The 26,516-nt window shown below is 71.6% G+C and carries 24 protein-coding genes; 11 read left to right on the forward strand and 13 right to left on the reverse strand.

The window, feature by feature from the left end; translation table 11 throughout:
• Positions 1-27: 27 nt before the first annotated feature.
• Together L3i22_RS23720 and L3i22_RS23725 are read left to right on the forward strand one after the other, a co-directional pair.
• Positions 28-2,067 carry an NACHT domain-containing protein gene (locus L3i22_RS23720; RefSeq protein ID WP_221329144.1) on the forward strand — a complete coding sequence of 680 codons (2,040 nt, stop codon included), beginning with the start codon at positions 28-30 and terminating at the stop codon, positions 2,065-2,067.
• Positions 2,068-2,176: 109 nt separating this feature from the next.
• Positions 2,177-2,845, forward strand: a complete 669-nt coding sequence (locus L3i22_RS23725; protein ID WP_221329145.1) for an alpha/beta hydrolase — start codon at positions 2,177-2,179, stop codon at positions 2,843-2,845.
• A 58-nt stretch (positions 2,846-2,903) separates the two neighbouring features.
• Here L3i22_RS23725 and L3i22_RS23730 read toward each other — a convergent pair whose 3' ends face one another.
• Entirely contained in the window at positions 2,904-3,395 is a 492-nt protein-coding gene (locus L3i22_RS23730) for a MarR family winged helix-turn-helix transcriptional regulator (protein ID WP_221329146.1), read from the reverse strand.
• Between the two features lie 83 nt (positions 3,396-3,478).
• Here L3i22_RS23730 and L3i22_RS23735 point away from each other — a divergent pair, with 83 nt between their 5' ends.
• Both L3i22_RS23735 and L3i22_RS23740 read left to right on the forward strand, forming a co-directional pair.
• Complete coding sequence (locus L3i22_RS23735) at positions 3,479-4,510, forward strand: LLM class flavin-dependent oxidoreductase (RefSeq protein ID WP_221329147.1); 1,032 nt, start codon at positions 3,479-3,481, stop codon at positions 4,508-4,510.
• Positions 4,511-4,575: 65 nt separating this feature from the next.
• Complete coding sequence (locus L3i22_RS23740) at positions 4,576-7,413, forward strand: beta-galactosidase (protein ID WP_221329148.1); 2,838 nt, start codon at positions 4,576-4,578, stop codon at positions 7,411-7,413.
• A gap of 42 nt (positions 7,414-7,455) precedes the next feature.
• On the opposite strand, the gene L3i22_RS23745 is transcribed toward L3i22_RS23740, so the two are convergent.
• Entirely contained in the window at positions 7,456-8,103 is a 648-nt protein-coding gene (locus L3i22_RS23745; protein ID WP_255658533.1) for a DUF4360 domain-containing protein, read from the reverse strand.
• 369 nt (positions 8,104-8,472) lie between these two features.
• On the opposite strand from L3i22_RS23745, the gene L3i22_RS23750 reads away from it, so the two are divergent.
• Positions 8,473-9,132 (forward strand): DUF4360 domain-containing protein, encoded by a 660-nt coding sequence (locus tag L3i22_RS23750; RefSeq protein ID WP_221329149.1) that lies wholly within the window; start codon positions 8,473-8,475, stop codon positions 9,130-9,132.
• Between the two features lie 44 nt (positions 9,133-9,176).
• Here the strand turns inward: L3i22_RS23750 and L3i22_RS23755 are convergent, their stop codons facing one another.
• A complete protein-coding gene (locus L3i22_RS23755) occupies positions 9,177-10,868 on the reverse strand; it encodes a choice-of-anchor Q domain-containing protein (protein WP_221329150.1) in 1,692 nt (563 codons plus the stop codon).
• A 171-nt stretch (positions 10,869-11,039) separates the two neighbouring features.
• Here L3i22_RS23755 and L3i22_RS23760 point away from each other — a divergent pair, with 171 nt between their 5' ends.
• Positions 11,040-12,458 (forward strand): sigma-70 family RNA polymerase sigma factor, encoded by a 1,419-nt coding sequence (locus L3i22_RS23760; protein WP_255658534.1) that lies wholly within the window; start codon positions 11,040-11,042, stop codon positions 12,456-12,458.
• On the opposite strand, the gene L3i22_RS23765 is transcribed toward L3i22_RS23760, so the two are convergent.
• A complete protein-coding gene (locus tag L3i22_RS23765) occupies positions 12,389-13,387 on the reverse strand; it encodes an alpha/beta fold hydrolase (protein ID WP_255658535.1) in 999 nt (332 codons plus the stop codon). The two genes, L3i22_RS23760 and L3i22_RS23765, sit on opposite strands and share 70 nt — an antisense overlap.
• Before the next feature lie 100 nt (positions 13,388-13,487).
• Here L3i22_RS23765 and L3i22_RS23770 point away from each other — a divergent pair, with 100 nt between their 5' ends.
• Both L3i22_RS23770 and L3i22_RS23775 read left to right on the forward strand, forming a co-directional pair.
• Positions 13,488-15,227 carry a hypothetical protein gene (locus L3i22_RS23770; RefSeq protein ID WP_221329152.1) on the forward strand — a complete coding sequence of 580 codons (1,740 nt, stop codon included), beginning with the start codon at positions 13,488-13,490 and terminating at the stop codon, positions 15,225-15,227.
• 184 nt (positions 15,228-15,411) lie between these two features.
• Positions 15,412-15,645, forward strand: coding sequence for a hypothetical protein (locus L3i22_RS23775; protein ID WP_221329153.1), 234 nt, complete (start codon positions 15,412-15,414; stop codon positions 15,643-15,645).
• On the opposite strand, the gene L3i22_RS23780 is transcribed toward L3i22_RS23775, so the two are convergent.
• The 5 genes from L3i22_RS23780 to L3i22_RS23800 form a co-directional block, all read right to left on the reverse strand.
• Positions 15,618-16,394, reverse strand: coding sequence for an ABC transporter permease (locus L3i22_RS23780; protein WP_221329154.1), 777 nt, complete (start codon positions 16,392-16,394; stop codon positions 15,618-15,620). The two genes, L3i22_RS23775 and L3i22_RS23780, sit on opposite strands and share 28 nt — an antisense overlap.
• Positions 16,391-17,308 carry an ABC transporter ATP-binding protein gene (locus L3i22_RS23785; RefSeq protein ID WP_221329155.1) on the reverse strand — a complete coding sequence of 306 codons (918 nt, stop codon included), beginning with the start codon at positions 17,306-17,308 and terminating at the stop codon, positions 16,391-16,393. The genes L3i22_RS23780 and L3i22_RS23785 overlap by 4 nt, the downstream gene beginning before the upstream one ends.
• 175 nt (positions 17,309-17,483) lie before the next feature.
• Entirely contained in the window at positions 17,484-18,194 is a 711-nt protein-coding gene (locus L3i22_RS23790) for a TetR/AcrR family transcriptional regulator (RefSeq protein WP_221329156.1), read from the reverse strand.
• A gap of 3 nt (positions 18,195-18,197) precedes the next feature.
• The gene (locus L3i22_RS23795; protein ID WP_255658536.1) at positions 18,198-18,620 is read right to left on the reverse strand and encodes an HtaA domain-containing protein; all 423 of its coding nucleotides are present in this window, start codon (positions 18,618-18,620) and stop codon (positions 18,198-18,200) included.
• On the reverse strand, positions 18,617-19,195 hold the full coding sequence (locus L3i22_RS23800; protein WP_221329158.1) for a carboxymuconolactone decarboxylase family protein: 579 nt from the start codon (positions 19,193-19,195) through the stop codon (positions 18,617-18,619). Before L3i22_RS23800 ends, L3i22_RS23795 begins: the two co-directional genes overlap by 4 nt.
• A gap of 86 nt (positions 19,196-19,281) precedes the next feature.
• On the opposite strand from L3i22_RS23800, the gene L3i22_RS23805 reads away from it, so the two are divergent.
• Positions 19,282-20,514, forward strand: a complete 1,233-nt coding sequence (locus tag L3i22_RS23805; protein WP_221329159.1) for an RNA-guided endonuclease TnpB family protein — start codon at positions 19,282-19,284, stop codon at positions 20,512-20,514.
• Here L3i22_RS23805 and L3i22_RS23810 read toward each other — a convergent pair.
• The gene (locus L3i22_RS23810) at positions 20,504-21,229 is read right to left on the reverse strand and encodes an SDR family NAD(P)-dependent oxidoreductase (protein WP_221329160.1); all 726 of its coding nucleotides are present in this window, start codon (positions 21,227-21,229) and stop codon (positions 20,504-20,506) included. The two genes, L3i22_RS23805 and L3i22_RS23810, sit on opposite strands and share 11 nt — an antisense overlap.
• A gap of 184 nt (positions 21,230-21,413) precedes the next feature.
• Here L3i22_RS23810 and L3i22_RS23815 point away from each other — a divergent pair, with 184 nt between their 5' ends.
• The gene (locus L3i22_RS23815) at positions 21,414-22,625 is read left to right on the forward strand and encodes an NAD(P)/FAD-dependent oxidoreductase (protein WP_221329161.1); all 1,212 of its coding nucleotides are present in this window, start codon (positions 21,414-21,416) and stop codon (positions 22,623-22,625) included.
• A gap of 14 nt (positions 22,626-22,639) precedes the next feature.
• Here the strand turns inward: L3i22_RS23815 and L3i22_RS53675 are convergent, their stop codons facing one another.
• A complete protein-coding gene (locus tag L3i22_RS53675; RefSeq protein WP_255658537.1) occupies positions 22,640-23,434 on the reverse strand; it encodes a pentapeptide repeat-containing protein in 795 nt (264 codons plus the stop codon).
• Between the two features lie 163 nt (positions 23,435-23,597).
• On the opposite strand from L3i22_RS53675, the gene L3i22_RS23825 reads away from it, so the two are divergent.
• Complete coding sequence (locus L3i22_RS23825; protein ID WP_221329162.1) at positions 23,598-24,116, forward strand: sigma-70 family RNA polymerase sigma factor; 519 nt, start codon at positions 23,598-23,600, stop codon at positions 24,114-24,116.
• Between the two features lie 27 nt (positions 24,117-24,143).
• Here the strand turns inward: L3i22_RS23825 and L3i22_RS23830 are convergent, their stop codons facing one another.
• Both L3i22_RS23830 and L3i22_RS23835 read right to left on the reverse strand, forming a co-directional pair.
• Positions 24,144-25,367 carry a CaiB/BaiF CoA-transferase family protein gene (locus L3i22_RS23830; protein ID WP_221329163.1) on the reverse strand — a complete coding sequence of 408 codons (1,224 nt, stop codon included), beginning with the start codon at positions 25,365-25,367 and terminating at the stop codon, positions 24,144-24,146.
• Positions 25,364-26,512, reverse strand: a complete 1,149-nt coding sequence (locus L3i22_RS23835) for a thiolase family protein (protein WP_221329164.1) — start codon at positions 26,510-26,512, stop codon at positions 25,364-25,366. Before L3i22_RS23835 ends, L3i22_RS23830 begins: the two co-directional genes overlap by 4 nt.
• Positions 26,513-26,516: the final 4 nt, after the last annotated feature.

Consider the following 26,516-nt stretch of genomic DNA (forward strand, 5'->3'; position numbering starts at 1 on the left):
CGCCCGGGGCCGCTGCTCGCGCTCGCGGTGGCGTCCGCCTTCGCGCTGGTCGGAAACCTGGCCACCGGCACCGTTGACATCAACGCGGTGTGGATCAAGTGGACCGTGTGGGGCGCGACGCTGGCGCTCCTGGTCGCCGCCCTGGCTGTCGAACGGCTGAACGCCCGGGCCTGTCGCGCTGCGCCGCCGGGCGACGCCGAGGTGGAGCGGATCACCGACGAGATGGCTCTCCTGCTGCGGATGCAGTGGAAGGAGGAGGAGACGCGGCGCAAGGTGCGGGCCCCGGTCGCCCTGCCGGTGAGCTGGCACACGGTGACCGACCGGCGTCTGGTCGATCACTGGGAGAACGTCCGGATCCAACCGCTCGGCAGCAGCGCCGCACCGCTGTGTCTCGACGGCGGCCTCGACTCGATCCTCGAGGTGTACCGGCGGATCCCGTCCGCGCGTCTGGTGATCCTGGGCCGGGCCGGCGCGGGGAAGACCGTGTTGTCGGTGCACCTGCTGCTCATGCTGCTCGATGCCCGGACGACGGGCGGGCCGGTTCCGGTCATCTTCCACCTGCGGACCTGGGATCCGTCCACGCCGTTGCGAACGTGGCTGGCCGAGCGCCTGGCTGCCGGGTTCCCGCAGCTGGCCGACCCGGTCCCGCTGCTGGATCGAGACCGGATCCTGCCGATCCTCGACGGGTTCGACGAGATCAACCCCGGCCTGCACGAGGCGGCCATGCGGACCTTCGACCTCGTGCCCGGACCTCTGGTGCTCACCAGTCGGCCGGAACAGTTCGCCGAGGCTCTCCGCCGGACCCGTCCACTCGGCTCGGCGGCGGTGGTCCACCTCGACGACCTGCCGCTGGCCACCGTCGCGCAATACCTGCCCCGAACCACGCGGCAGACGGCATCGGCGTGGACTTCGGTGTTCGACCGCATCAGCGCCGATCCCGCCAGGCGGGGCGAGAGCAATGTCGGATACGCGCTCACCACGCCGCTGATGGTCTATCTCGCACGAACCATCTACTCGGGGACGAGAGATCCCCACGAGTTGCTTGACGCGGCCCGTTATCCGACGGCGCAGGCGATCGAACAGCATCTGCTCAGCGCCTACATTCCCGCCGTATACGGCGCCGACGGCCCCGAAGGGCGCTGGCTGACCACCATGGCCACGCTGCTGGAACGCTCCGGGAGCCGAAATCTGGCCTGGTGGCGACTGCGTGACAGCGTCCCCCGGGCGGTCCGGGTCGGTGCCTTCGCCCTCGCGTTCACGATGGTCCTCGGCTCCCTCCTGTTCGCCGTGGCAGCCGACGCGGGGTGGGACTTCCTTCTCGCCGGGATCCTCAGCATCGTTGTCGGCCCCGCGTTCGGCCTGCCGCGGAACGGGCCCGCTCCCGTACGGGGCCGCCTTCGCTACGACAGCAAGATGCGGGACACGGTCGAGAACATCGTCGCCTGCACCGCCACCTGCACCGTGTGTGGCATCGTCTTCGGCGGCATCGGCGCATGGGCCGCCGGCGGCTTGCTGCTCGGAATGGTGATGAGCGCCCCAAGGTCCGCCCTCATCGGAGCGACGATCGCCGCTCTGGGCGGCGCGGCCCTCGGTATCCGGTTCGGGCCGGCAGTGTTCGAGGCGGTTCTCGGCATGATCGCGGCCGGCGCTCTCGTCGGTGGTTGGATCGGTGGCGTCGGCGATATCGCCGACGCCACCGAAGCTCGGATCGACATGGCGTCGGTTGCACACCCGCTGGAATCACTGCGAGCCGACCGGGTCAATGCCGTCCGGCGGTCACTCGTCGTGGCGGCCACCTTCGACCTGTTGATCTTCGGTCTGATCGGTTGGGATTGGCAGGGCCTCTACCTGACAGGAGTGCTCTCCGCGCTCGTCGCGGCTCTCGGCACTGCGTGGGTCCAGTGGCTCATCCTCGCGCGGGTCTGGCTTCCCCTGCGTGGTCGCCTTCCCTGGCGGCTTCCCGCGTTCCTGGCCGACGCCCACGACCGCGGCGTCCTCCGGCAGTCCGGCGGCTTCTTCCAGCTGAGGCATGAACTGCTGCAACGCCACCTCGCCGGGGGTCGTTGATCGGCGGGACGGGTGGCCCTCGCCACGCGTGGAAAGGTTGACGCTACAACCTTTTCTGCCTACTGTGCGTGAGCAGGCAATAGTTGACGTTTCAAGGAAGGTGTCGGTCATGGGCATCGGATCCGTTCCGCTCCATCACGCCGCGCCCGTCGTGGCCACCGCCGGGTCGGTGGATCCGGCGGCGCCGCTGGTGGTGCTGCTGCACGGCCGGGGCTCGCACGAGCGGGAGATCCTCGGGCTGGCCGAGCACCTCCCGGCCGGGGCGGCGTACGCGGCCGTGCGCGCCCCGATCGCCGAGGGCGGCGGCTACGCCTGGTTCGCCAACCGGGGTATCGGCCGGCCGGTCGCCGCGTCGCTGCGCGCCGGTATGGACTGGTTCCGGGGCTGGCTCGACGGCGTCGCGCCCGCGGGCCGGCCGGTCGTGCTGATCGGTTTCAGCGGGGGAGCGGCGTTCGCCGGCGGGCTGCTGCTCGACGATCCGGCCCGGTACTCAGGCGCCGCGATCCTCTACGGCACCCTGCCGTTCGACGCCGGCGTGCCGACCACCGCGGGCCGGCTCGCCGGGGTGCCGGTCGTCGTCGCGCAGGGTGAGCACGACACCGTCATCCCGCGTGAGCTGCTCGATCGCACCTGGGACTACCTGCTCGGCGAGTCCGGCGCGCTGGCCACCGCGCGCCGCGACCCGGTCGGGCACGGCATCGCGGGGCCCGCGCTGCAGGCGGTCGCCGGCTGGCTGGGCGAGCGCCTGGCGGCGCAGGCCGAGGATCAAAACCATTGAGGGGTACGACGTGAAGCCGCGCGCTGACGACGTACCGTAAGCGGATTTTGATCTTGGGTTAGCGGTCGTAGCGGTTGTAGGTGCCGCTCATCCGGGCGTCCGGGTCGAGGCGGCCCAGGATGGCGTCGGCGATCGCGGTGAGCTGGGTGATCTGTTCCGGGCTGAGCGCGTCGACGACGTTGGCGCGGACGTTGGCGGCGTGCCCCGGGGCGGTCTCGACGACCTTGGTCCAGCCGGACTCGGTGAGCCGTGCGTTGGTCGCCCGGCGGTCCTGCGGGCAGGGGAAACGCTCGATCAGCCGGCGGCTCTCCAGGCGCTGCACGACGTGCGAGAGCCGGGGGAGCGTGGCGTTGGTCTGGCGGGCCAATGCGGTCATCCGCAGGGTGCGGTCCGGGGCCTCGGAGAGCATCGCGAGCACGAAGTAGTCGAACGAGCTCACGTCGGCGTCCCGGCGCAGCTGGGTGTCGAGCACCCCGGGGAGCAGTTCCACGACGGCGACCAGGCGCACCCAGGCCGCGCGTTCGGCGTCGGTCAGCCACGGCGAGTCCATGGCCCCATGATCGCGGTAGCGCCCGCGGGCATAAGCAGACACCTCCCGGTGTTTGACGTGTCAACTACTAGGGAGACAACACGATGACTGAGCTCGTACTGGGCCTGGACACCTTCGGCGACGTTCCGCGCGACGACGCCGGACAGCCGATCACGCAGGCCGCCGCGATCCGGCAGGTGGTCGACGAGGCGGTGCTCGCCGACGAGCTCGGCGTCGACGTGATCGCGCTCGGCGAGCACCACCGTCCGGAGTACTCGATCTCCACCCCGGAGACCGTGCTGGCCGGCATCGCCGCCCGCACCTCGCGGATCCGGCTGGCCTCGGGCGTGACCGTGCTCAGCTCCGACGACCCGGTGCGGGTGTTCCAGCGCTTCGCGACCGTGGACGCGATCTCGAACGGCCGGGCGCAGGTCATCCTCGGGCGGGGCTCGTTCACCGAGTCGTTCCCGCTGTTCGGGTACGACATGGCCGACTACGACACGCTGTTCGAGGAGAAGGTCGAGCTGTTCGCCGCGCTGCTCGAGGAGAAGCCGGTCACCTGGACGGGCACCACCCGCGCCCCGCTGGCCGACGCCGACGTGTTCCCGAAGACCGAGTCCGGGCGGCTCGACACCTGGGTCGGCGTGGGCGGCTCGCCGCAGTCGGTGGTGCGCACCGCGCGCTACGGGCTGCCGCTGATGCTCGCCATCATCGGCGGACAGGCGGAGCGGTTCGCGCCGTACGTCGACCTGTACCGGCGGGCCGCCGAGCAGCTCGGCACGGTCGCGCACCCGGTCGGCATGCACTCGCCGGGGTTCGTCGCCGACACCGACGAGCAGGCCAAGGAGCTGTGGTTCCCGCACTACAAGGTGCAGATGGACCGGATCGGCGCGCTGCGCGGCTGGCCGCCGCTGAGCCGGGCGAACTTCGAGGCCGAGGTCGAGGACGGTTCGCTGTACGTCGGTTCGCCGGAGACCGTGGCCCGCAAGATCGCCAAGTCGGTCCGGGGGCTGGGGGTCGGGCGCTTCGACCTGATCTACACGGCCGGGGCGCAGCCGGTGAGCGCCCGGATGCGCGCGGTCGAGCTGTACGGCTCGAAGGTGATCCCGATGGTCCGCGACCTGCTCAACGACTGATCCACCGCCCGGCGGCGCGGCCGAGGGCCGGGACAACATGCATGAGCGTCGATATGCTGGCGGGCATGAGGCTCAGCCGGATCCTGCTTGTCCTGGCCCTCGTGCTCGCCGGGGGCGGCCTGGCCGGCGCGCCATCGGTGGCGGCGCCCCGGCACCGCGTCGGCTACGACGCGCACTCGGTGACCGTGGACGGCCGGCGGGTGCTGGTGCAGGCCGCCGAGTTCCACTATTTCCGGCTGCCCAGCCCGGACCTGTGGCGCGACATCCTGGAGAAGGAGAAGGCGGCCGGGTTCAACGCGATCTCGGTCTACTTCGACTGGGCGTTCCACTCGCCGGCGCCGGGGGTCTACGACTTCACCGGCGTCCGGGACGTGGATCGGCTGCTGCGCACCGCGGAGCAGGCCGGGCTCTACGTGATCGCGCGGCCCGGGCCGTACATCAACGCCGAGACCAGCGGCGGCGGCTTCCCGGCCTGGCTCAAGCTGGTTCCGGGCCGGGCGCGCAGCAGCGCTCCCGGGTACACCGCGGCCTACCGGGACTGGCTCGGTCATCTCAACCCGATCATCGCCCGGCACCAGGTGACCCGCGGCGGGTCGGTGCTGCTCTACAACGTCGAGAACGAGTACGCGGTGAACACCGACGCCGCGTACATGCAGGATCTGCAGGACGTGGCCCGGGCGGCCGGGATCGACGTGCCGATCACCACCAACCTGTGCTGCGACGCCGGGTCGTGGAGTTCGACGTGGGGGTCCGGGCCGGGGGCGGTGCAGATCCCCGGGGTGGACGACTATCCGCAGTCGTTCGACTGCGGGAACGCCGCGACGGTCTGGGGGCCGTGGGGCGCCGGGCTCACCGAACGGGTCCGCGACGACGCGCCGGTCTTCGCCGCCGAGTACCAGGCGGGCGCGATCGACGTGAACAACGCCGGGTACGACGCGTGCCGGGAGCTGACCGGTGTGGCCTACACCCGGTTCTTCCAGAAGGGCAACCTGATCCTCAGCGGGGCGACGGCGTTCAACTACTACATGGGGTTCGGCGGCACGAACTGGGGCTGGCTGCCGCAACCCAACGACGTCTACACCTCCTACGACTACGGCGCGGCGATCACCGAGGCGCGGCAGCTCACCGCGAAGTACGACGAGTACAAGCGGCAGGGCTACTTCCTGCACGCGGTGGCCGGCTCGCTGACCCGGACCGACCCGGCGACCGCGCCGTCGGCGGCCGGGCTGGAGACCGCCGCGCGGGCCAACCCGGCCGACGGCGCCCAGTTCGTGCTGGTCCGCAACCCGGGCACCGCGGACGTGACGAGCACGCTCGACTGGGGCATGCCCGACGGGCACTACCTGCTGCCGGTGACGCTCACCGGGCATGACGCCAAGGTCCTGGTCGGCGGGTACGCCCTCGGCGGCCAGCGGCTGGTGGCGTCCACCTCGGAGATCCTGACGCACGAGACGATCGGCGGGCGGGACGTCGCGGTGCTCTACGGCAACGACGGCACCCCGGGCACCACGATCCTGCGCTACGCCGCCGCCCCGCGGGTGACCGTGCTCGCCGGCCGGGTCACCTCGGCCTTCGACCCGGCCGCCGGTGACCTGCGGCTCGACTACCGGCACACCGGCCTGGCCCGGGTGCTGATCCAGGGTGCCGGGCGCCGCCCGCTGCTGCTCCTGCTCGGCACGGACGCGGCCGCCGCGTCGTTCTGGCGGGCCGACACCGCCGCCGGTCCGGTGCTGGTGCGCGGTACGGACCTGCTGCGGTCGGCCACCGCGGTCGCGGGCGCGGTCGCGCTGCGCGCCGACACCGCCGCGGCCGGGCCGGTCGAGGTCTTCACGGCCGCGTCCGCGGTGACCGTCGACGGCGACGGGGTCGCCACCCGGCGCACGACCAGCGGCTCCCTGCTGGGGCACCTGCCCGGACCGGAGCGGGTGACCCTGCCGGCGCTGACCGGCTGGCGACAGCACGCCGAGACCCCCGAGGCCGCGCCCGGCTTCGACGACTCCGGCTGGACGATCGCCGGCAAGACCACCAGCCTCAGCCCGTTCGTCCCGGTCACGCTTCCGGTGCTGTTCAGCGACGAGTACGGCTTCCACACCGGCGACGTCTGGTACCGGGGCCGGTTCACCGCCACCGGGGCCGAGACCGCGGTGGACCTGAACGCGATCACCGGCAAGCGCGGCAACTACCTGGTCTGGCTCAACGGGCGGTACCTGGGGTCGGCGGCCGGTGGCGTCGAGGCCGACTCGGACGCGCCGGGCAACCCGCGGCCCGGGCCGGGCACGTTCCCGGTCCCGGCGGGCCTGCTCGACCCGGGCGCCCCGGCCGTGCTGTCGGTGCTGGTGCAGAACATGGGCCACAACGACGACTGGACCGCCGAGGACACCCGGTTCCGGCAGCCGCGCGGCCTGGTCGGCGCCCGGCTCGACGGTTCGGCGGCGCCGATCACCTGGCGGATCCAGGGCACCGCGAAGGTCGACCCGGTGCGGGGCGGCCTCAACACCGGCGGCCTCTACGGCGAGCGGGCCGGCTGGACCCTGCCCGGTCACCCGGACCGGGACTGGCCTTCCGCCACGATGACGGTCCCGGCCGGGGTCACCTGGCTGCGCACCGGTTTCCGGCTGGACCTGCCGGCCGGGCAGGACACCTCGGTGGTGCTGCGCTTCGACGGGACGCCGCCGGCCGGGTACCGCGAGATCGTCTACCTGAACGGGTGGCAGCTCGGGCAGTACGGGGCGGACCTCGGCCCGCAGACCGACTTCGTCCTGCCGGCCGGTCTGCTGCGCCAGGCCGGCGCCAACACCCTGGCCGTCGCGGTCATCGCCACCACGCCGGGCACCGTCGCCACCCCGCACCTGGCGGTGGCCGGCGTGCGGCGCGGCGGCGTCCCGGTGCGGGACGTGCCGTGACCCGGCTGCGCCGAGGCGGTTCGGCGCAGCCGGCGGCGGGGGTCAGCAGGTGGCGAGGCTGAAGTTGAACAGGGTGTCGACGTCGCCGTCGGTGGTGTTCATCGACATGGTGCTGGTGCCGGTGGAGGTTCCGGCGTCGACGCGCAGTTCGGTGTTGAGGTTGAGGACGCTCTGCGAGCCGCACTCGGCGTAGGCCAGCACCGGGGCGACGTCCCAGGTGGTCCAGAGGCCGGACCACGGGCCGGCGAACGTCGCGTCCTTGCGCTCGGTGGCCGACGACCCCTGCCAGTAGTAGCTGGTGCGCTGCAGGGCGGTGGCGCCGGACTGCAGGTTCGCCCGGCCGCGGTAGTTGGCCGAGGCGATCGCGATGGTCCAGCCGTCCGGGATCGTCACCAGGACGCTGAGCTGGCAGTTCTTGCGGCGGTCGACGATGCTGGCGCCGCCGCCGGCCGCGGCCACGAAGTCCCGGTACCTGACCCGGAACCCGGTGTTGTCGGCGTTGCTCACGACCGAGGCGGTGCCCGGGGCGCATCCGGAGCCGTTGGCGGCGATCACCTCGACGGTGATGGCGGCCGCGGCCGCGGCCGCGGTGGCGCCGGTCGCGGGGGCGGCGGCGTGCGCGGGCGTGCCGAGGGGGAGGGCGAGGGCCGTTGTCAGCACGGCGGCCAGCACGCGATTCCTGTTTTTCATGGACTTCCTTCCGGGGCAGAGGACATGCACCGGGCGCGGTTGTCGAGCGCGCCGCGGTATTGATTCTTGATGCATTCCAGAACTGTCTACAGCGCATCCGCGCCTACCGTAGTGGCGACCATCCGGGCCGCACAAGCATCGACCGTCCTCGATCTGAAATGCCTGCACAGCCTGCTCACAGGGTGCAATTTAGGCCAGTAAAAGGGGCAAAACGCCGTACGTTAAGCGGCTTTTATGGGGTTTTCTGCCTTGCAGGCCTCTTTTTCGAAAGGCATCAAGAATTCCCTCGCGGTGAACTGCCGCTGTTGACTCGCATTGAGTTTCGTCAATAGCTTGAGCCGGTCCGCCCCCGTTCCCGAAGGGATGAAAATGAAAAGGTTGTTAACTCATGGCTGCGTGGCGCTGGCGCTTCTGGCGTCATCGCTGCTCATCGCCGCACCGGCGTCCGCGAGAATCATTCTCACCGACCCGCCGCCGACCGGCGAGATGTCCATCGAGCTGGTCGCGATGGCCGGCTCGGGCTGCGCGCCGGGCACCGCGGACGTCGCGGTCTCGCCGGACAACTCGGCGTTCACGGCGATCTACAGCGCCTACCTGGCGCAGGCCGGACCGAACGTCCCGGTGACCGAGAACCGCAAGAACTGCCAGCTCAACGTGCTCGTGCACGCCCCGTCCGGGTTCACCTTCGCGATCGCGAAGGTCGACTACCGGGGGTACGGGTACCTGCGCAGCGGCGCGGTCGCCCAGCAGCGGGCGAACTACTACTTCCAGGGCATGACGACCGGCAGCTACGCCAACCACCCGATCGCGGCGCCGCTGGACGACAACTGGATCGCCACGGACGAGGTCCCGATCGCGTCCCAGGTCTTCCGGCCCTGCGGCGAGCAGCGCAATTTGAACATCAACACCGAACTCCGGGTCGCCAAGGGGACCTCGACCGACGTCAGCTACCTGACCATGGACTCGACCGACGGCAGCATCGAGACGATCTACCACTTCTCCTGGATGCGCTGCAACACCGGTAAGTAGACGACGGGGATGGTGGCGGATCCGCAACGTCCGCCACCATCGCCTCAATGCTGTCGCCGGCGCCGGGAGACCAGCAGGGCGAGCAGGGCTGTCACGCCGAGGGCGGTGCCGCCGAGGGTGGCGAGCAGTGGGCCGCGCGAGCGTTCCGGCGGCGCGGCCACGCTCGCACCGGCGGCGAGCTGGGTCGCCTTGGTGGTGCCGGCCGCCGACGCGACGGCCGAGGTCACCGCGGCCGGCGCCGAGGAAGCCGGCGGGACCGGGGTGCGCTGGACCGCGCCGAGGTCGCACGTCGTTTTCGGCCGGGCGGTGCCCCGCTGGTCGGTCGACGGGCAACTCCGGCCGGCGCCGAGCACGCCGCTGCCGGCCGCCGGGAGCATGGTCAGCGTCGGGCCGCCGTTGGCGGCCGGCCTGCCCAGCCTCGGGTTCTTCGCGAGCACGGCCGGGACGCACTTCTGTGAGCTGTCGGCCTTCCCGGCGCCCCACTGCAGGACGTGCGCGCCCCGACCGGGCGCGGAGCAGGTCTGGTTCATGCCCCACGGGTTGCCGGCCGTGTTGCCCGCGAACACGCTGCTGTCGTAGGTGGCGTTCTTGCCGAAGACCGCCCCGCCGTGCTGGCCGGCGTGGTTGTCCGCGTAGGTGACGTTGCGGCTGCTGTGCCCGTCACCGAAGAGCGCGCCGCCGAGGTCGCCGGCCCGGTTGCCGTAGAACGTGGTGTTGCTCAGCCGGCAGATCGGCGGGCAGTCCAGGTAGAAGCCGCCCCCGCCGCCGGGCGTGGTGTTCGACAGCACGCTGGAGTTCTGCACGATCAGCGTGCCGGTCCGGTGCTTGTCGGTGAGGCCGACGGCGAGCCGCGCGGCGCCGCCGAAGCTGCCGTCGCCGACGGCGTTCCGCACCGTGGTGTTGCCGTCGAACGTGGTCCGGTCGACGATCACCTGCTGTGGGGCGTACGACCAGACGAACGCCGCGCCGCCGCTGCCGTGCGCGGAGTTGCCACGGAACACCGCGCCGCAGAACCGGATCGTGCCCGGCTCGTCGGGCGCTGCGGCGCCGTCGGTGAGGATCGCGCCGCCGTTGCCGTACGCCGTCGTGCGGTTCCCGATGAACGTCGAGTTCACCACGGTCAGCCGGGTCAACGGGCTGTAGATCGCCCCGCCGCCCTCGGTCGAGCTGTCCGCCGTGTTGCCGCGGAACGTGCTGCCGACCACGGTGAGCCGGCTGCCCGAGCCCATCGAGATCGCCCCGCCGGCCTCGGTCGCGGTGTTGCCCTGGAACGTGCTGCCGATCGTCTCGATCCGGTTCCGGAAGTCGCTGATGATCGCCCCGCCGCGGGTCATCCCGGCGGTGCCGCCGTTGACCAGGCGCAGGTTCCGTACCGACAGGGTGGCGCCGAGCATCGCGTGCAGGATCCGGCCCGCGTGCCGGCCGTCGAGGGTGATCCGGCCCGCGCCGTCGATGACCGTGGTCCTGGTGACCTTGAGCTCGCTGGTCACCGCGATGGTGGCCGGGCCGCCGCAGGCGAACGTGACGTGCCCGCCGGCCAGCACGGCCCGGCGCAGGGCGGCCTCGGTGCAGCCGGCCGCCGTGCCGGAGCCGACCACCCGGGCGGCGGACGGCACCGGGACCCGCTCCGGGGCGGCGCAGGCCCCGGCCGCCGACGCCGGTGATCCGGTGCCGGCGACTACCGCGCCGGTCATCAGCACGCAGGCCAGCAGCCGTCCGAGATCTCTCCACTGCATGTGTGTGCTCCCGAGGTTCGGTGGGTGGTTCCGTGCAGGAGGCTCGGGGGCCGGGCCCGGCATAACGAAAATCTGTTCCTGAGGTTCGGGAGCCGGGGCCGGCATAGCGAAAATCGCTGTGAGCGCTGCCACACGGGCGCGGCACCGGTGGTTGCGTAAGGTGCCAGGGCGATGAGAACGATGGACGCCGCCGGGGTGGCCCGGGTCGCCGCGGCCCGCGCCGGCGACCGGGACGCGCTCGACACGCTGCTGGCCGAGCACCTGCCGCTGGTCTACAACGTGGTCGGCCGCGCCCTGGACGGGCACCCGGACACCGACGACGTGGTCCAGGAGACGATGCTGCGAGCCGTCCGCGACCTGCCCGGCCTGCGCGCGCCGGAGAGCTTCCGGTCCTGGCTGATCGCGATCACCGTGCGCCAGGTGGGCACGCACCGGATGCGGCGGCAGGCCGCCCGGCAGCGCGGCGAGCCGCTGGAGGAGGCCGCGGCGGCACCGGATCCGCAGGCCGAGATCGAGAACGTGACGCTGCTGCGGATGCGGGTCTCCGGCCAGCGGCAGGAGGCGGCCGAGGCGAGCCGCTGGCTCGACGACGACGACCGGACGGTGCTGGCGCTGTGGTGGCAGGAGACCGCCGGGCTGCTCACCCGGGCCGAGGTCGCCGCCGCGCTGGGGCTGTCCGCCGCCCATGCCGGGGTCCGGGTCCAGCGCGTCCGGGAACAATTCGATTCTTCCCGTACGGTCGTGGCCGCGCTCGCCGCCGACCCGGTCTGCCCGGAGCTGGCGGGGCTGATCTCCGGGTGGGACGGGGTGCCCGCGCCGGTCTGGCGCAAGCGGCTGGTCCGGCACACCCGGGACTGCCCGATCTGCCCGGCCGCCGACGCCGATCGGATCCCGGCCGAGCGTCTGCTGGCCGGCGCGACGGCACTGATCGTCCCGCCCGGCCTGCTGAAGAGCGGGCGTACCGCGACGATGACCAAGATCATCGCGGCCGTGGCGGCAACCGCTGCTGCTGTCACCGCCGCTGTCGTCGTGGTCTACCAGCGCGATCCCGAGCCGCTGGCGACGGCCGCCGAGCCGCCACCGGTGGCGGCGGCCACGGCCGCGCCCGGCCCCAGCGCGTCGCCGTCCGCCTCGCCATCGCCGGCCCGCCGCGCCGGGACGATCGTGGCGGGCCGGCTCTCGCTGGAGTCGGCCCGCGGCGGCTACCTGAGCGCCCGCGCCGACGACGTGGCCACGGTGGTGACGGTGGGCAGCGGGTCAGCCCAGCGCCGGGCGGCCACGTTCGTCGCGGTCGCCGGGCTGGCCGACCCGGACTGCTTCTCGTTCCACACGCTCGACGGCCGCTACCTGCGGCACTACACGCTGCTCGCGTTCACCCACGCCAAGCAGGACAACGAGCAGTTCCGGCAGGACGCGACGTTCTGCCCGCGGCGGGGCGCGGTGACCGATTCGGTACGCCTGGAGGCGGTCAACTTCGACCACCAGTACCTGCGGTGGACCGGGACCGAGCTACGCCTGGCCTACGACGACGGCAGCAGCGGCTTCCGCACCGACAGCACGTTCCGCGTCCGGCCGGCCCGGACGCCCTGACCGTCCCGCCGGCCCAGCCAGGTCAGCATCGCCCGATTCGTTTCCGCCGGCTTTTCCTGCTGGATCCAATGCCCGCAATCCAGCGTCAGCACTTCCGCGCCGGGCACGAATTCCGTCAGCTTCTCGGACGGCTGGATCGTATCCCGCTCGCCGTAGATCATGAGGGTGGGCTGGTGGATGATCGGGTCCACGTCCGCCAGCAGCCGCCAGTTGCGGTCCAGATTCCGGTACCAATTGATACTGCCCGCGAACCCTGATTCTTCGAAGGCGGCGACGAAAACGGCCAGTTCGTCGTCGCTCATCAAGGGCTCGCCCCGCGGGGCCTCCGCATTGGCGAGATTGATCATCATCATTCCCGGTTCCGGTGCTGCGAGTGGCACGTTCTTCCGGTACATGTTGCGCAGGAACCGGAACGTGTTCTCGTCCAGGACCGCGTCCGCGACGCCCGGCTGCCGGTTGAAGTGGACGAAGTAGAAGTCGCCGCCGAGCACCGCTTCCATGAACTCGATCCAGGGCTGTTCGCCCCGCTCCTGGTACGGCAGGCTCAGGTTGATCACCGCGTGCACGCGGTCCGGATGCAGCAGGGTCAGCCCCCACACGACCATCGCACCCCAGTCGTGACCGACGAAGGTGGCATTCTGGTATCCGTAGTGATCGAGCAGCGCGACGAGATCACCCGACAAATGTGCGATGTCATAATCCGTCACTTCGGCCGGCCGGGAAGAATTGCCGTAGCCCCGCTGGTTCGGGACGATGACGTGATAGCCCGCCGCGGCCAGGGCCGGCATCTGATGGCGCCAGGAAAATGCGTGCTCCGGCCAGCCGTGACAGAGCACGATGGGGTTTCCGGCATTTTGCCGCCCGGCTTCGAAGACTTCGAGCTGCACGCCGTTGACGGAAACCATGGTCGGCTCAGGAAAATCGATCATGCCGCCATTCTGCCGACCGAAATAGGTCACCCGATGACCGGTTTGAAAGAAAAGAGCGAACGTCCTACGGCCGGAGCCGAGCCATGAGACGGTCGTGGTGATGAGAACCTCGCGAGTGCGGCTCGGCTCGGTCGTCGCCGCCACCTCACTGGCCACGTTGGGCGCGGTCGCCCTGGACGTCGCACCGGCGGCCGCGGCTGCCGGCACCGAGCGGATCAGCGTCAGCACCGCTGGCGTCCAGGGCGACGCCGACAGTGGCCTCGACCTGCCCACCCAGGGTTCCAGCGACGACGGCCGCTACGTCGTGTTCGACTCGTTCGCCACCGATCTGGTCGCCGGGGACACCAACGACGAGTTGGACGTCTTCGTGCGCGACCGCCAGGCCGGCAGCACCGAGCGGGTCAGCGTCTCGTCCGCCGGCGTCCAGGGCGACAGCATGTCCGGCATCGCGGCGATCAGCGGCAACGGACGGTTCGTGGTCTTCACCTCGTCGGCCGACAACCTCGTGCCCGGTGACACCAACGGCACCGGCGACGTGTTCCTGCGCGACCGCTGGTCCGGCACCACCGAACGGGTCAGCCTCACCGACGGCGAGGCGCCGGGCAACGGCGCGTCGCTGCTGCCCACGGTCTCCGACGACGGCACCCGCGTGGCGTTCATCTCGGCGGCCGACAATCTGGTCGCGGGGGACACCAACAACACCACCGACGTTTTCGTACGGGATCGGCAGTCCGCCACCACCACCCGGGTCAGCGTCTCCGCCACCGGAGCGCAGAGCGACGACTCCTCGGGACTTCCGGCGATCAGCGGTGACGGCGGTTCCGTCTCGTTCACCTCGGGCGCGGACAACCTGGTGGCGGGCGACACCAATGACCAGTCCGACATCTTCGTCCGCGACCTGCAAGGCTCGACCACCGAGCGGGTCAGCGTCGCCACCGGCGGCGGCCAGGGTTCGAACCAGTCGGCCAGCCGCACCTCGATGAGCACCGACGGCCGCTACGTCGCCTTCGAGTCCGAGGCGCCCGACCTGGTCGCCGCGGACACCAACGGCGCCGGTGACGTGTTCGTCCGCGACCGGCAGAGCGCCACGACCGTCCGGGTCAGCGTCGCCACCGGCGGCGCCCAGGCCGACGCCGACTCGGGCGGCCCGTCGATCAGCGACGACGGCCGCTACGTCGTCTTCCCGACGGCGGCGACCAACCTCGTCGCCGCCGACACCAACGGCGTCGTCGACATCTTCCTGCGCGACCGGCAGGCCGGCACCACCGAACGGGTGAGCGTCACCGGCGCCGGCGCGGAGGGCAACGGTGACTCGGACCCCGGCTTCATCAGCGGCGACGGCCATCACGTGGCGTTCAGCTCGTCGGCGAGCAACCTGGTGGCGGGGGACACCAACAATGCCAGAGACATGTTCGTACGCGACCTCGCCACCGACAACTGCACCATCACCGGCACCGGCGGCAACGACACCCTGACCGGCACCGCCGGCGCCGACGTCATCTGCGGCCTGGGCGGCAACGACACGATCAGCGGTCTCGGCGGCAACGACACGATCAGCGGCGGTGGCGGCGACGACACGATCAGCGGCGGCGGTGGCCGCGACACGATCACCGGCGGTAGCGGCGACGACCTGATCGCCGGCGGCCCGGGCAACGACCACCTGGACGGGCAGGGCGGCGACGACGTCGTGGTCGACCACGGCGGCGCCGACACCGCGCTCGGCGGCTCCGGCAACGACCACCTCGACGTGCGCGACGGCGCGGGCGGCGACCTGGCCGGCGGCGGATCGGGCGCCGACGTCTGCACTGTCGACGGCGGCGACACGGTCAGCGGCTGCTGACTGCGCCGATCGCGGAGCGCGATCTCCGTCAGGTGACGGATTCCGCCGGCTCGCCGGGCCGAGGCGCTCGCCCACCTGACCGGAAACGGTCAGCTGCCGGCCGGCGTCGAGAGCACCGAGGTCGCGGCCCGGCTCGGCGAGGCGTTCGCGGCGGCCCGTCGACGCGCATGGCAGGACGTTGCTCATGCCGTACGCCAAGGTCGTGGTCTTTGATCGGGAAGGCCGGCCCCGGGCGGCCGGGACCGAACCGCCCGCCGGGCTGGTGGCGGCCCTGATCGATCCGCGGGCCGGCACCCGGCAACCGCACGGGCCCGGCCTGGAGATCGAGACGCCGATCATCGTCCCCGATCGCGTCGCCGTGGCCGTTCGAACCCCGAGGACCGCTGCGGCTCAGGCGTCGGTCTTCTTCAGCCGGTAGGCGGCGCCGGCCAGGGTGGCCGCGACGTACGCGGCGAAGACCAGCAGCCCGGTCCACGGCCCGAGCGAGCCGTCGGAGGTGTGCAGGGCCATGATCGCGCTGCCGGCGTTGCTGGGCAGGTAGGGGGAGACCGCCTCGGCGAGCGACCCGGGCAGCAGCATCAGCACCCCGGGCAGGATCAGCAGGGCGCCGGCCAGCACCGCGATGCTGCCCGCGCTGGAGCGCAGCAGCATCCCGAGCGCGACTCCGAGCACCGCGACCAGCCCCAGGTAGAGGCCGGCCCCGACCAGGGCGCGCAGCACTCCGGCGTCGCCGAGCCCGAGCGAGGCGCCGTCCAGCAGCGTGCTGCCGACGGTGAACGCGACGATCGCCCCGACGGTCATGACGGTGAACGCGGTGCCACCGGCGATCAGCGCTTTGGCCCACAGCACCGGCGTGCGGGCCGGAACCGCGGTGAACGTGGCCCGGACCATGCCGGTGGTGTATTCACCGGCGGCGAGCAGCACCCCGAGCACCCCGACCGCGAGCGCGGCGAAGGTGCTGCCGGACAGCGCCAGGCTGACCGGATCCGAGCCGGTTCCGGACCGGCCGACCAGCGACGCGATCAGGCCCAGGGCGACCAGCAGCACCGCCGAGACGCCGGTGGTGATCCAGGTGGAGCGCAGTGACCAGAATTTGGTCCACTCGCCGGCGAGCACGCCTTGGGGCGTGAGCCGGTAGGCCGGGCGGGGCAGGGTTGCGGTGGTCATCGCGCGAGCTCCAGGTGGCTGACGTATTCGACGGATTCCCGGGTCAGGTCCATGAACGCCTCTTCGAGGGAGACCGTGCGCGGGGTCAGTTCGAACAGCGGGATGCCGTGCTCGGCCGCGATCACGCCGATCCGGCGCGGGTCCAGGCCCGCGACGAGCAGTTCTTCCTCACCGAGCGGGCTGGCCGTCACGCCGGGGCCGGCGAGCAGCGTGCCCAGCAGTCCGGTGGCGGTCGTGCCGACCTTGACACCGCCGCCGGCGGCCTGCGCGACCAGGTCCGCGACGCTGGTGTCGGCGAGCAGTTTGCCGCGGCCGATCACCACCAGGTGGTCGGCGATCAGGGCGACCTCACTCATCAGATGAGAAGACAAGACGACGGTACGGCCTTCGCCGGCCAGCCCGGCCAGCAGATTGCGGACCCACAGCACGCCCTCGGGGTCGAGGCCGTTGACCGGTTCGTCGAGCATCACCACGGCGGGGTCGCCGAGCAGCGCGGCGGCGATCCCGAGACGCTGCCCCATGCCCAGGGAGAAGTTGCCGACCCGCTTGTTGGCCACCTTGGTCAGGCCGGCCAGCTCGATCACCTCGTGCACCCGGCGCCGCGGGATCCCGTGCGTGCGGGCCAGGGCGAGCAGGTGGTTCGCGGCGGTCCGGCCCGGGTGCACGGCCTTGGCGTCGAGCAGCACGCCGATCTCCTGCAGCGGGGAGGCGTGCTCGGGGTAGCGCCGGCCGTTGACCAGGACCTCGCCCGAGGTCGGCGTGTCCAGCCCGACGATCATCCGCATGGTCGTCGACTTGCCGGCGCCGTTCGGCCCGAGGAACCCGGTCACCTGACCCGGCCGGGCGGTGAACGACAGCCGGTCGACCACCGTCTTGTCGCCGTAGCGCTTGGTGACTTCCCTGACCTCGATCATCGGCGGTCTCTCCTCGTGTCCGGGCACCGGTCGTCCCCTTTTCGGCCGCCATCCGCCCCGCTTGAGGAGCCCTGCCGGCCGTCCGGATCCCATGGTGCCGGGCCGCCGAGGGCACCCGCCTCGTCCAGACGCAGGCAGAACGCCTACTCCGCCGGCGGTAGTCGCGGCTCCTGACCTACTGCCGGACGGCCCGGGGATCGCCGGCGGCCGGGGGCGCGGTGAGGCCGGCGCTGAGCATCGCCACCAGATCGTCGATCAGCACACCGATCGGCGCGGGCAGGCTGGACCGTTTGCGCTGGGCCGCGTGGTAGCGGGCCAGCGCGTGAACGGCGCTGGTCAGCGTCACCCACCAGCGTTCCTCCAGCACCGCGTCCGGGATGTCCGGGACGAGCCGGCGCAGGACGGTCTGCAGGGTGACGACCGACGCGCCGGTGTGGACGTTCCCGCCGAGCCCCTCGTAGCCGCCCTCCTCGGTGATGTAGAGCGAGAGGAACGTCAGGTAGTAGTTGTCCGGCTGGATGTGGATGGCCAGCGGCCGGACGAACGCGGCGACCACGTCGGCGACCGTGGGCGGGGTCGTGCCGAGCATCAGCCCGGCGACCAGGTCCACCCGGCTGGCCTCGCTCTGCGCGCCGCGGAACTCCATGATGGCCTTGACCACCTCGTCCCGCTCGCCGAAGTGGTACTGCACGACGGCGTGGTTGCGCTGCCCGGCGGCCGCGCCGATGTCGCGCAGCGGGACCGCCGCGATGCCGTGCAGGGCGAACAGGCGTTCCGCGGCGGTGAGCAGGAGCTGGCGGGTCACTTCGCCCCGGGAGTTCTTGCGCTCCCCGCCGGATCGCGAGGTGCCGCGGCGTGCTGCCCGGTCGGGCGGAGTCTGGGACATGGTTCAGAAATCTATCGGTACGGCGGTGTCGAGCGGCGCAAGGCCGGTGCCGGCCGGGTAGACGTTGCCGAACACCGCGACGCCGGCCTCGGTCAGCGTCGGAAGCAGTTCCCGCCCCGGCGGCAGCGTGGCCAGGACCAGCCCGTCGATGCCGAGATGCCCGCCGTCCGGGCGCAGCACCAGCCGCAGCCCGGTCAGGTTGACGTCGAGCGCGCCGTGATGCGCGCGGAACCGCACCCCGCCGCCGAAGCTCAGCTCCCGGCCCTCCGGCACCCGCACCGCGGCGACCAGCGGGAACTCGATGACGTCATCCGCGCCGAGCACGGCGCCACCGGTCACCTCGACGGTGCCGGCGGCGATCACCCGGACGTAGCGGACGAAGGACGTCTTCACCGCCCAGCGCAGGATCCCGGGCGGCGGGTTCAAGCGTCGCGCCGGTGGTCGTCGGGGAACCCGGTCAGGCCCTCGTCGAGCTGCAGCCCGAGCACGGTGAAGGCGGTGCAGTGCATGTCGTAGGTGCCGACGGTGAACGTGAGGTCGATCAGCTGCTGCTGGGAGAACTGTGCCGTCAACTCGCCCCAGGTGGTGTCGGAGACGTTCTTGACCGTGCACATCTCGTCGACGGCCCGCACCACCGCGGCGTCGGCCGGCGACCATTCGGCGGCGTCCGGGCCCTCGGCGAGCGCGGCGATCTCCGCCTCGGTCAGGAAGCCGGCGGCCTTGCTCATCCAGACGTGCTGGGCCCACTCGTATTCGCCGAAGCCGAGCCAGGTGGTCCGCAGAATCACCATCTCGCGCACCCGATCCGGGAGAGTCGAGTGGCGCAGGTGCTGAGAAAAGGGCATCCAGCCGCGTACGAAGGCGGGATGCCACGCATAGATGCCGAGGATGTTGGCCTTCGGCCGAGGCTGGCCGCTCGTCGGACCGAGGACCGCGAACGCCTCGTCGACCTCGTCGGTCCAGTCCTCGGTGGGGCGGGGGTTGATACGTGGCTTGGTCATCGAATGTCTTCCGTTCGGTGCGTGCGGTTTAAGGTTGTCATGAGACTAGTTGTCGTACGTTCAGGTTGCTCGGTAGGGTGTCCGGCATGTCCATCGAGACGGTGCGGTTCACCTATCGCCTGCGGCCGGGCCGCATCGCGCAGGCCGCGCTGCTCGAGGAGTGGGGTCGCTGCCGGTGGCTGTGGAACGAAGCCGTCCATCAGCAGAGGACCGGCCGCAAACCGACGTTCGGCAAGCTGTCGAAGATGCTGACCGAGGCTCGCTCCCGTAACGCCTGGCTGCGGGCCGGTTCTTCGGTTGCTCAGCAGCAGACCTTGCGGACCTACGGCATGGCCCTGAGCGCCTCGTTCACGGTCAAGGGCCGGGGTCGGCCGAAGGTCAAGCGCAAGAGGGACGCGCTGCCGAGCCTGGAGTTCACCACCCGGAGCTTCTCCGTCAAAGGTGGCCGGTTGCGGCTGCCGAACAGGGTCAGCGTTCCGGTTGTCTGGTCTCGCGACCTGCCGTCCGAGCCGACCAGCGTGCGTGTCTACCGGGACAGCCTCGGCCACTGGTACGCCTCCTTTGTGGTCCGCCGCGAGAGAGTCGTCGCTCCCGAGGCTGACCTGCCGGGCATCGGTGTCGATTGGGGTGTGAAGACCACCGCCACCACCACCGACCCGGTCTTCGACCTGCCGCACCTCGGGCATCGCCGCCGCTGCGCGGCGGAACTGGCCAAGGCCCAGCGCAGGATGGCGCGCCGTCGCCGGCCCCAAGGTCAGCCGGCGTCGAAGGGCTACCAGGCGGCGAGGCGGCAGGCCGCCCGGATCGCGAAGAAAGCGGCCCGGCGGAACACCCACGACGCCCGCGCCTGGGCCAAGAACGTCACCGACCACCACGCACTGATCGCGGTCGAGGACTTCAAGCCGAAGTTCCTGGCCAAGAGCACGATGGCCGGTAAAGCCGCCGACGCGGCAATCGGCGCCTGCAAACGGGAACTGATCTACATGGGTACGCGGGCGGGCCGGAAGGTGGTGCTGGTGCCGCCCGCCTACACCACGATGACCTGCTCCGGGTGCGGCGAGAGAGCCAATCACCGCCTCGGACTGGGTGTGCGCATCTTCGAGTGCGCGGCCTGCGGCTACACCGCCGACCGCGACCTCAACGCCGCGAGGACGATCCTCGCCACGGCTGAACGCCACCGTGTCAGTGCCGACGACGTCAGACAACTGATCGCCTCCTACCGGGACGGTGGATCAGGTGCGGTCCGAGCTGAAAATCCCGGGCCTCGACTCGGGAGGGAAAGTCCCCCGGATTCATCCGTGAGGATCGTTAACCGATAAAGGAGCCGCCATTGACGCTGACGGTCTGGCCGGTTACGTAGGAGGCCTCGTCCGAGACGAGGTAGGAGACGGCGGCGGCGATGTCCTCGCCGGTGCCCGTGCGCCCGACCGGGATGAACGTGGCCATCTGCTCGGCCGACGGCATCTTCCCGGCGTCGCGCTTCTTCTGCACGCTCGGCGTGTCGATCGACGACGGGGCGACGGTGTTGACCGTGACCCCGGTGCGTCCGAACTCCATCGCGAGCGCCTTGGTGAGCGCCAGCTGCCCGCCCTTGGACGCGGCGTAGTGCGCCATGTTCGGCGCGCCGCGCTGGGCGCTGGACGAGGAGATCAGCACGACCCGCCCCCAGCCGGCCGCGACCAGGTCGGGCAGCGCGGACTGGACCACGTTGAACGTCCCGGTGAGGTTGATGGCCAGCGTGCTGTTCCACTGGTCGAGGGTCATCTCCAGGAACGGCTGCTGCAGGGCGACCGCCGCGTTGGCGACGACCACGCTCAGCGGGCCGAGCTCGGATCGGGCCGCTTCGAGGGCGGCGTCGACCTGCGCGCGGTCGCTGACGTCGGCCCGGTAGCCGGTGATGTCCCGGCCGCCGGTCTGCTCGGCCACGTCGAGGGCCGCGACCTTGAATCCGTCCTTCGCGAGGCGCTCGGCGATCGCCCGGCCGATTCCGGCCGCGGCCCCCGTCACCACCGCGACGCGTCCAGCTCCCGCCATCAGGCTCACCTCTCGCCGCTTTCAAGAGAACAACTGTTCCGTTGCAGAATGTCGCGGTGATCGGGCGATGTCAAGCAACACGCTGGTCACCCGGCGTTGACACCCGATGACGGGCTTGGTGATACTGAATGCTCGTTGCGTTGTATCGGTATGCCGTTCTCTTCAATGACAAGGACCGGATTCGATGATCCACGTTGTAATCGTCGGCGCGTCCCTGGCCGGTACGCGGGCCGTGCAGGGCCTCCGCGCCCTCGGGCACACCGGTCCGGTCACGCTCGTCGGGGCGGAGGCCGAGCTTCCGTACGACCGTCCGCCGCTCTCCAAGTCGTTGCTCACCAGTGACTGGTCGGCGGCCGCGGTCGACGGGGTCCGGCTGATCACCGCCGCGGAGCTCGACCAGCTCGCCGTCACGGTGAGGCTGGGCGTCGCCGCCGTCGCCCTGGACACCGCGGCCAGGCTCGTCCGGCTGGCCGACGGGACCGAGGTCGCCTACGACGTGCTGGTCATCGCGACCGGGGCCGCGGCCCGGCCCTCGCCGTGGAATCCCGGGTCGGGGGTCTACCAGCTGCGGACCCTCGACGACGCGCGGGCGATCGCCGCCCGGCTGGCCCGGAGGGAGCCGGTCGTCGTCGTGGGCGGCGGCTTCATCGGCACCGAGATCGCCGCCGCCGCGGCCGGTCAGGGCTGTCCGGTGGTCGTCGTCGACCCGCTCCCGGAGCCGATGGCCCGGCTGGTCGGGCCGGAGATCGCCGGGAGCCTGGCCGGCCTGCACCTGCGCAACGGGGTGCGGACCCGCTTCGGCGCCGGGGTCGTCGGCATCGAGGGCGAGGCCGGCGCCCTCACGGTTTCGCTGGACACCGGCGAGCGGCTGGCCGCCTCGACCGCCGTGGTGGGGATCGGCTCGGTCCCGGCCGTCGAGTGGCTGGCCGGCTCCGGCCTCAAGCTCGACAACGGCGTGGTGACCGACCGCTTCCTGCGCGCGGTCGGCGCCGACGACGTGTACGCCGTCGGCGACGTCGCCCGCTGGCCGCACTCCGGTCGCGGCGTCGAGGTGCGGGCGGAGCACTGGACCAACGCCGGTGATCAGGCGCGCTACGTCGCCGCCGCGATCGTGACGGGCACGCCGGACCCCTACGAGTCCTCCGACTACGTCTGGTCCGACCAGTACGACTGGAAGGTCAACGCGGTCGGCTGGCGTGACCCCGAGGGCAGCACGGTCGTCATCGGCAGCCTCGACGACCTGGGCAAGGTGGCCGTCGTGCACACGGATGCGACAGGCGCCCCGTGCGGCGTGGTCACGGTCAACTGGGTCCGCGCGCTCAACCAGGCCCGCCGCCGGCTGATGGCGGGGGAGTCGGGGGCCACCATCGCCGAGGCCCTGCGGCAGTTGCTGTGAAGCAGGCGTGAGCGTCAGTCCTGCCAGTGGATGTTTCTCGTGCCGTTGGCCTCGGCCAGCTGCGCGGGCGTCAACTGACCGTGCCGGAGCTTGGCCCCCGCGAGCCACGTCCCGGTCACCGAGGCCGCGTCAAGATCGGCACCCCGCAGGTCCGCACCCTTGAGGATGGCCGCGTCCAGGACCGCCTCCCGGAGCCGGGCGTTCCCCAGGCCGGCCGCTTCGAGGTCCGCGCCGTCCAGGCGCGCCGCGCTGAGCCACGCCCCCTGCAGGCTCACCCCGCGCAGCCGGCCGTTCGTCAGATGGGCCGCGCGCAGCAGGGCTCCGTCGAACATGGCGTTGGTGAGATCTACCCCGTCCAGGTAGGCGCCGCGTAGGTCGACCGGAACCGACGATCGACTCAGCGGAGCCCGGCCCAGCACGTTGACCGCCGCCTGCACATCAGGCCGGAGGGCGGACACCTCGGCCGGGTCCGCCGGCAGGGGACAGGCGGCGCGGACGAACGTGGACAGCACCTCGACGATCGTGCCCGCGTCGCGCGGCGAGTCGCGCCCGACGCGCTCCAGGGCATAGACCGCACCCACCCGCACCGCGACGTCCTTCTCACCCAGCTGGCCCACGGCCTTCGAGTAACGGTCCGTCACCTGGCCGCTGGCGTTGAGAAAATAGGTCCGCCCGGTGAACGTCAGCCCGATCGCGGCCGCGGTGGCGGCCAACAGCGTGACCAGGGTGGACCGCACGTCATTCTGGGCCTTCAGTAATTCCGCCGCCGAAATGCCGTCGTCGTGCCCCGCGGTCAGGAGCAGGGGCAAGATCCAAAGAATTGCTACGAGTACGACGACGAACGTCAGCGTGAGAGCCAGGACCGCGCGAACCCTCCGCCACCGACGCATCTTCCCCGGCCGATCCACCGTGCCATGCTAGGTGGCGGGCCGGCCGCCTCGCCAGGTCGCGACCGGGCCGCGGGAGGGTGCGGTGACCGACAGGTCCGACGTCGAGAGATACTTCGCCGACTACACGGAGCTGGCGACGTCCATCCTGATGGCACACGGCGTCCCCGGTTCGGACATTCCTGATCTGATGCAGGAGCTGTGGGCGCTGCTGCTTTCGCATCCACCTCAGGACCAGGCGGCTGCCGCGACATTCGTGACCCGGGTCGCGCAGCGGCTGGCTCTGCAGTGGATCCGGCAGAGCGGCCGCGAGTTTCCCCGCGGCCTGCTCGCCGACGTGCCGGCGCCACTTGTCGACCACACCGACTTCGACGACCTCGGCCTCGGGCTGACCGACGAGGATCTGATCGAGGCGATCCGCCGGCTGCCGCGGCATTGCCAGGTGCTGCTGTTCACCCTCCTGGGCGGCCTGCCGGACGGCAACTACGCGCAGCTGTCCCAGGGCGCCGGAATGGCCGTCGGCAGCATCGGCCCGACCCGGCAGCGATGTCTGAAACGGCTCCGGGAGGACCTGGTCGCCAGGTTCGGGCGCCCCGATCCGTAGCCGGAACGGGGCGCAGCCACCCGGCCGTCAGGCGACCTGCTCGGCGAGCGAGTCGGCGAACACCACCCGGTCGGCGATCATCGCGTCGACCTCCGCCTCGGAGAACCCCAGTTCGTCGAGCATGATTCCGGCGGTGTCGGCCCCGAGTGCCGGCGGATAGACCGGCTGGACCGGCGTGGTGCCGACGAACCGGATCGGGGTCGCCACGTTCTCGAACGCGGCCGCCGCGCACTTCACCTCGATCAGGCTGCCGTCCCCGGCCGCCCGCGCGTCCTGCATGGCCTCCAGCACGTTCTTCACCGGGGCGGCCGGCACCGACGCCGCCGCGAGCGCCTCCACCCAGTCGGCCGCGGGCCGCTGGGCGAACCGCGCCTCCAGGATCGCCCAGAGCGCGTGCTTGTTCCGCAGCCGGCTCGCGGCGTCGGTGAAGCGCGGATCGGCGATCAGCTCGTCGACGCCGAGCACCCGGCACAGGGCCTCCCACATCCGCGGGGTGTTCGCGGTGACGACCAGTTCCCGGCCGTCGCCGCCGCGGAACGACCGGTAGGTGGCGATCGAGTCGTGGCCGGCGCCCTGCGGTTCCGGCGCGACGCCGTTGAGGTTGGTGTAGAGCGCCTGGTAGGACAGCATCGCGAGCTGCCCGCGCAGCATCGACACGTCGATGATCCGGCCGCGGCCGCTCTGCTGGCGGGCCTGCAGGGCGGCCAGCACGCCGATCACCGCGTACAGGCCGGCCACCACGTCGCCGGCCGGGATGCCGAGGCGGGCGGCCGGGGCGCCCGGGTGCCCGTTGAGGCTCATCACGCCGCTGAGCGCCTGCACGATCATGTCGTAGGCCGGCCGGTCGCGCAGCTCGCCCTCCTGGCCGAACCCGCTGATCGACGCCCACACCAGGCTCGGGTGCTCGGCGAGCAGGGCGTCCGGGTCCAGGCCGAGCCGGGCCGTCACGCCGGGCCGGAAGTTCTCGACGACCACGTCGGCCCCGGCGATCAGGCGCCTGAGCACCTCGAGCCCGCGCGGGGTCTTCAGGTTGAGCGCGATGCTGCGCTTGTTGCGGTTGTTGGCCAGGAAGTACGCGCTCTCGCCGAGCACGGTCGGCCCGACGATCGCCCGGCTGGAGTCGCCGTCCAGGGACTCCACCTTGATCACGTCCGCGCCGAGGTCGCCGAGCAGCTGGGTCGCCGACGGCCCGGACAGGAACGTGGTCAGGTCGACGACCCGGACCCCGGCCAGCGGCGGCGGCGCGCTCACGCCGCCTCGAAGATGTGGATCGTGCACGCCCCGTGGTCCAGGCCGGCGGTGCCGCCGCCGGTGACGTGGGTCGCCGCCCAGCGGGCGTCGTCGACCTGCCGCGCGCCGGCCTGCCCGGTGAGCTGCCAGAACGCCTCGGCGACCTGGGCCACGCCGCTGGCCCCGACCGGGTGCCCCTTGGCGAGCAGCCCGCCGCTGGGGTTGACCACGACGTCGCCGCCGAAGGTGGTGCGGCCCTCCCGCAGCAGGCTCGCCGCGCTCTGCTTCGCGGTCAGCCCGAACGCCTCGTAGTAGACGAGCTCGGCGATCGAGAACGCGTCGTGGAACTCGATCATGTCGAGATCGTGCGGTTCGATGCCGGCCTGGGCGTACGCGTCCCGCGCCGACTGATAGGTGATCTCCGGCTTGGTCATGTCCCGGAAGCCCTCCTCGACCTGTCCGGAGTGCAGCACCGACGCGGCCACCCGGGCGGCCCGGCCGGCGTCCAGCCGGTTGCGGGCCCGCTCGGAGGCGAGCACGACGACCGCCGCCCCGTCCCCGGTCGGGCAGCACATCAGCAGGGTGAGCGGGTCGGCGACCGGGCGGGCCGCGAGCACCTGCTCGACGGTGACCTCCTGGCGGTACTGCGCGAACGGGTTGAGCGCGCCGTGCCGGCGGGCCTTCACGCTGACCAGCGCCAGGTCCTCGACGGTGGCGTCGTTCTCGTACAGGTAGCGGGTGGCCCGCATCGCGTAGACCGCGGGCATCACGATGCCCTGCTTGACCTCGCGGTCCTCGGGGGAGAGCGGCAGGGTGCCGCCGCCGAACTGGGTGAGCTTCTCCACGCCGATGACCACGGCCACGTCGATCAGGCCCTGCGCGATCGCGGTCGTGGCCTCGTGCACCGCGGTGGCGCCGCTGGAGCAGGCGTTGTCCACGTTGACGGTGGGGACCGTGCCGAGCCCGATCTCCTTGGTGATCCGCTGGCCGGTCATCATGCCGCCGTAGGAGTGGCCGACGTAGACCGCGTCGACGTCGGACTTGCGCACCCCGGCGCGCTGCAGGGCGTCGATGAGCGGTGACACGGCCAGGCCCACGTAGGAGGAGCCGCGGTACTTGCCGAACGGGATCATCGAGGCGGAGATGACGTACACGTCTTCAGTCATGGGG

It is taken from the genome of Actinoplanes sp. L3-i22, from assembly GCF_019704555.1.
Taxonomy (GTDB): Bacteria; Actinomycetota; Actinomycetes; order Mycobacteriales; family Micromonosporaceae; genus Actinoplanes.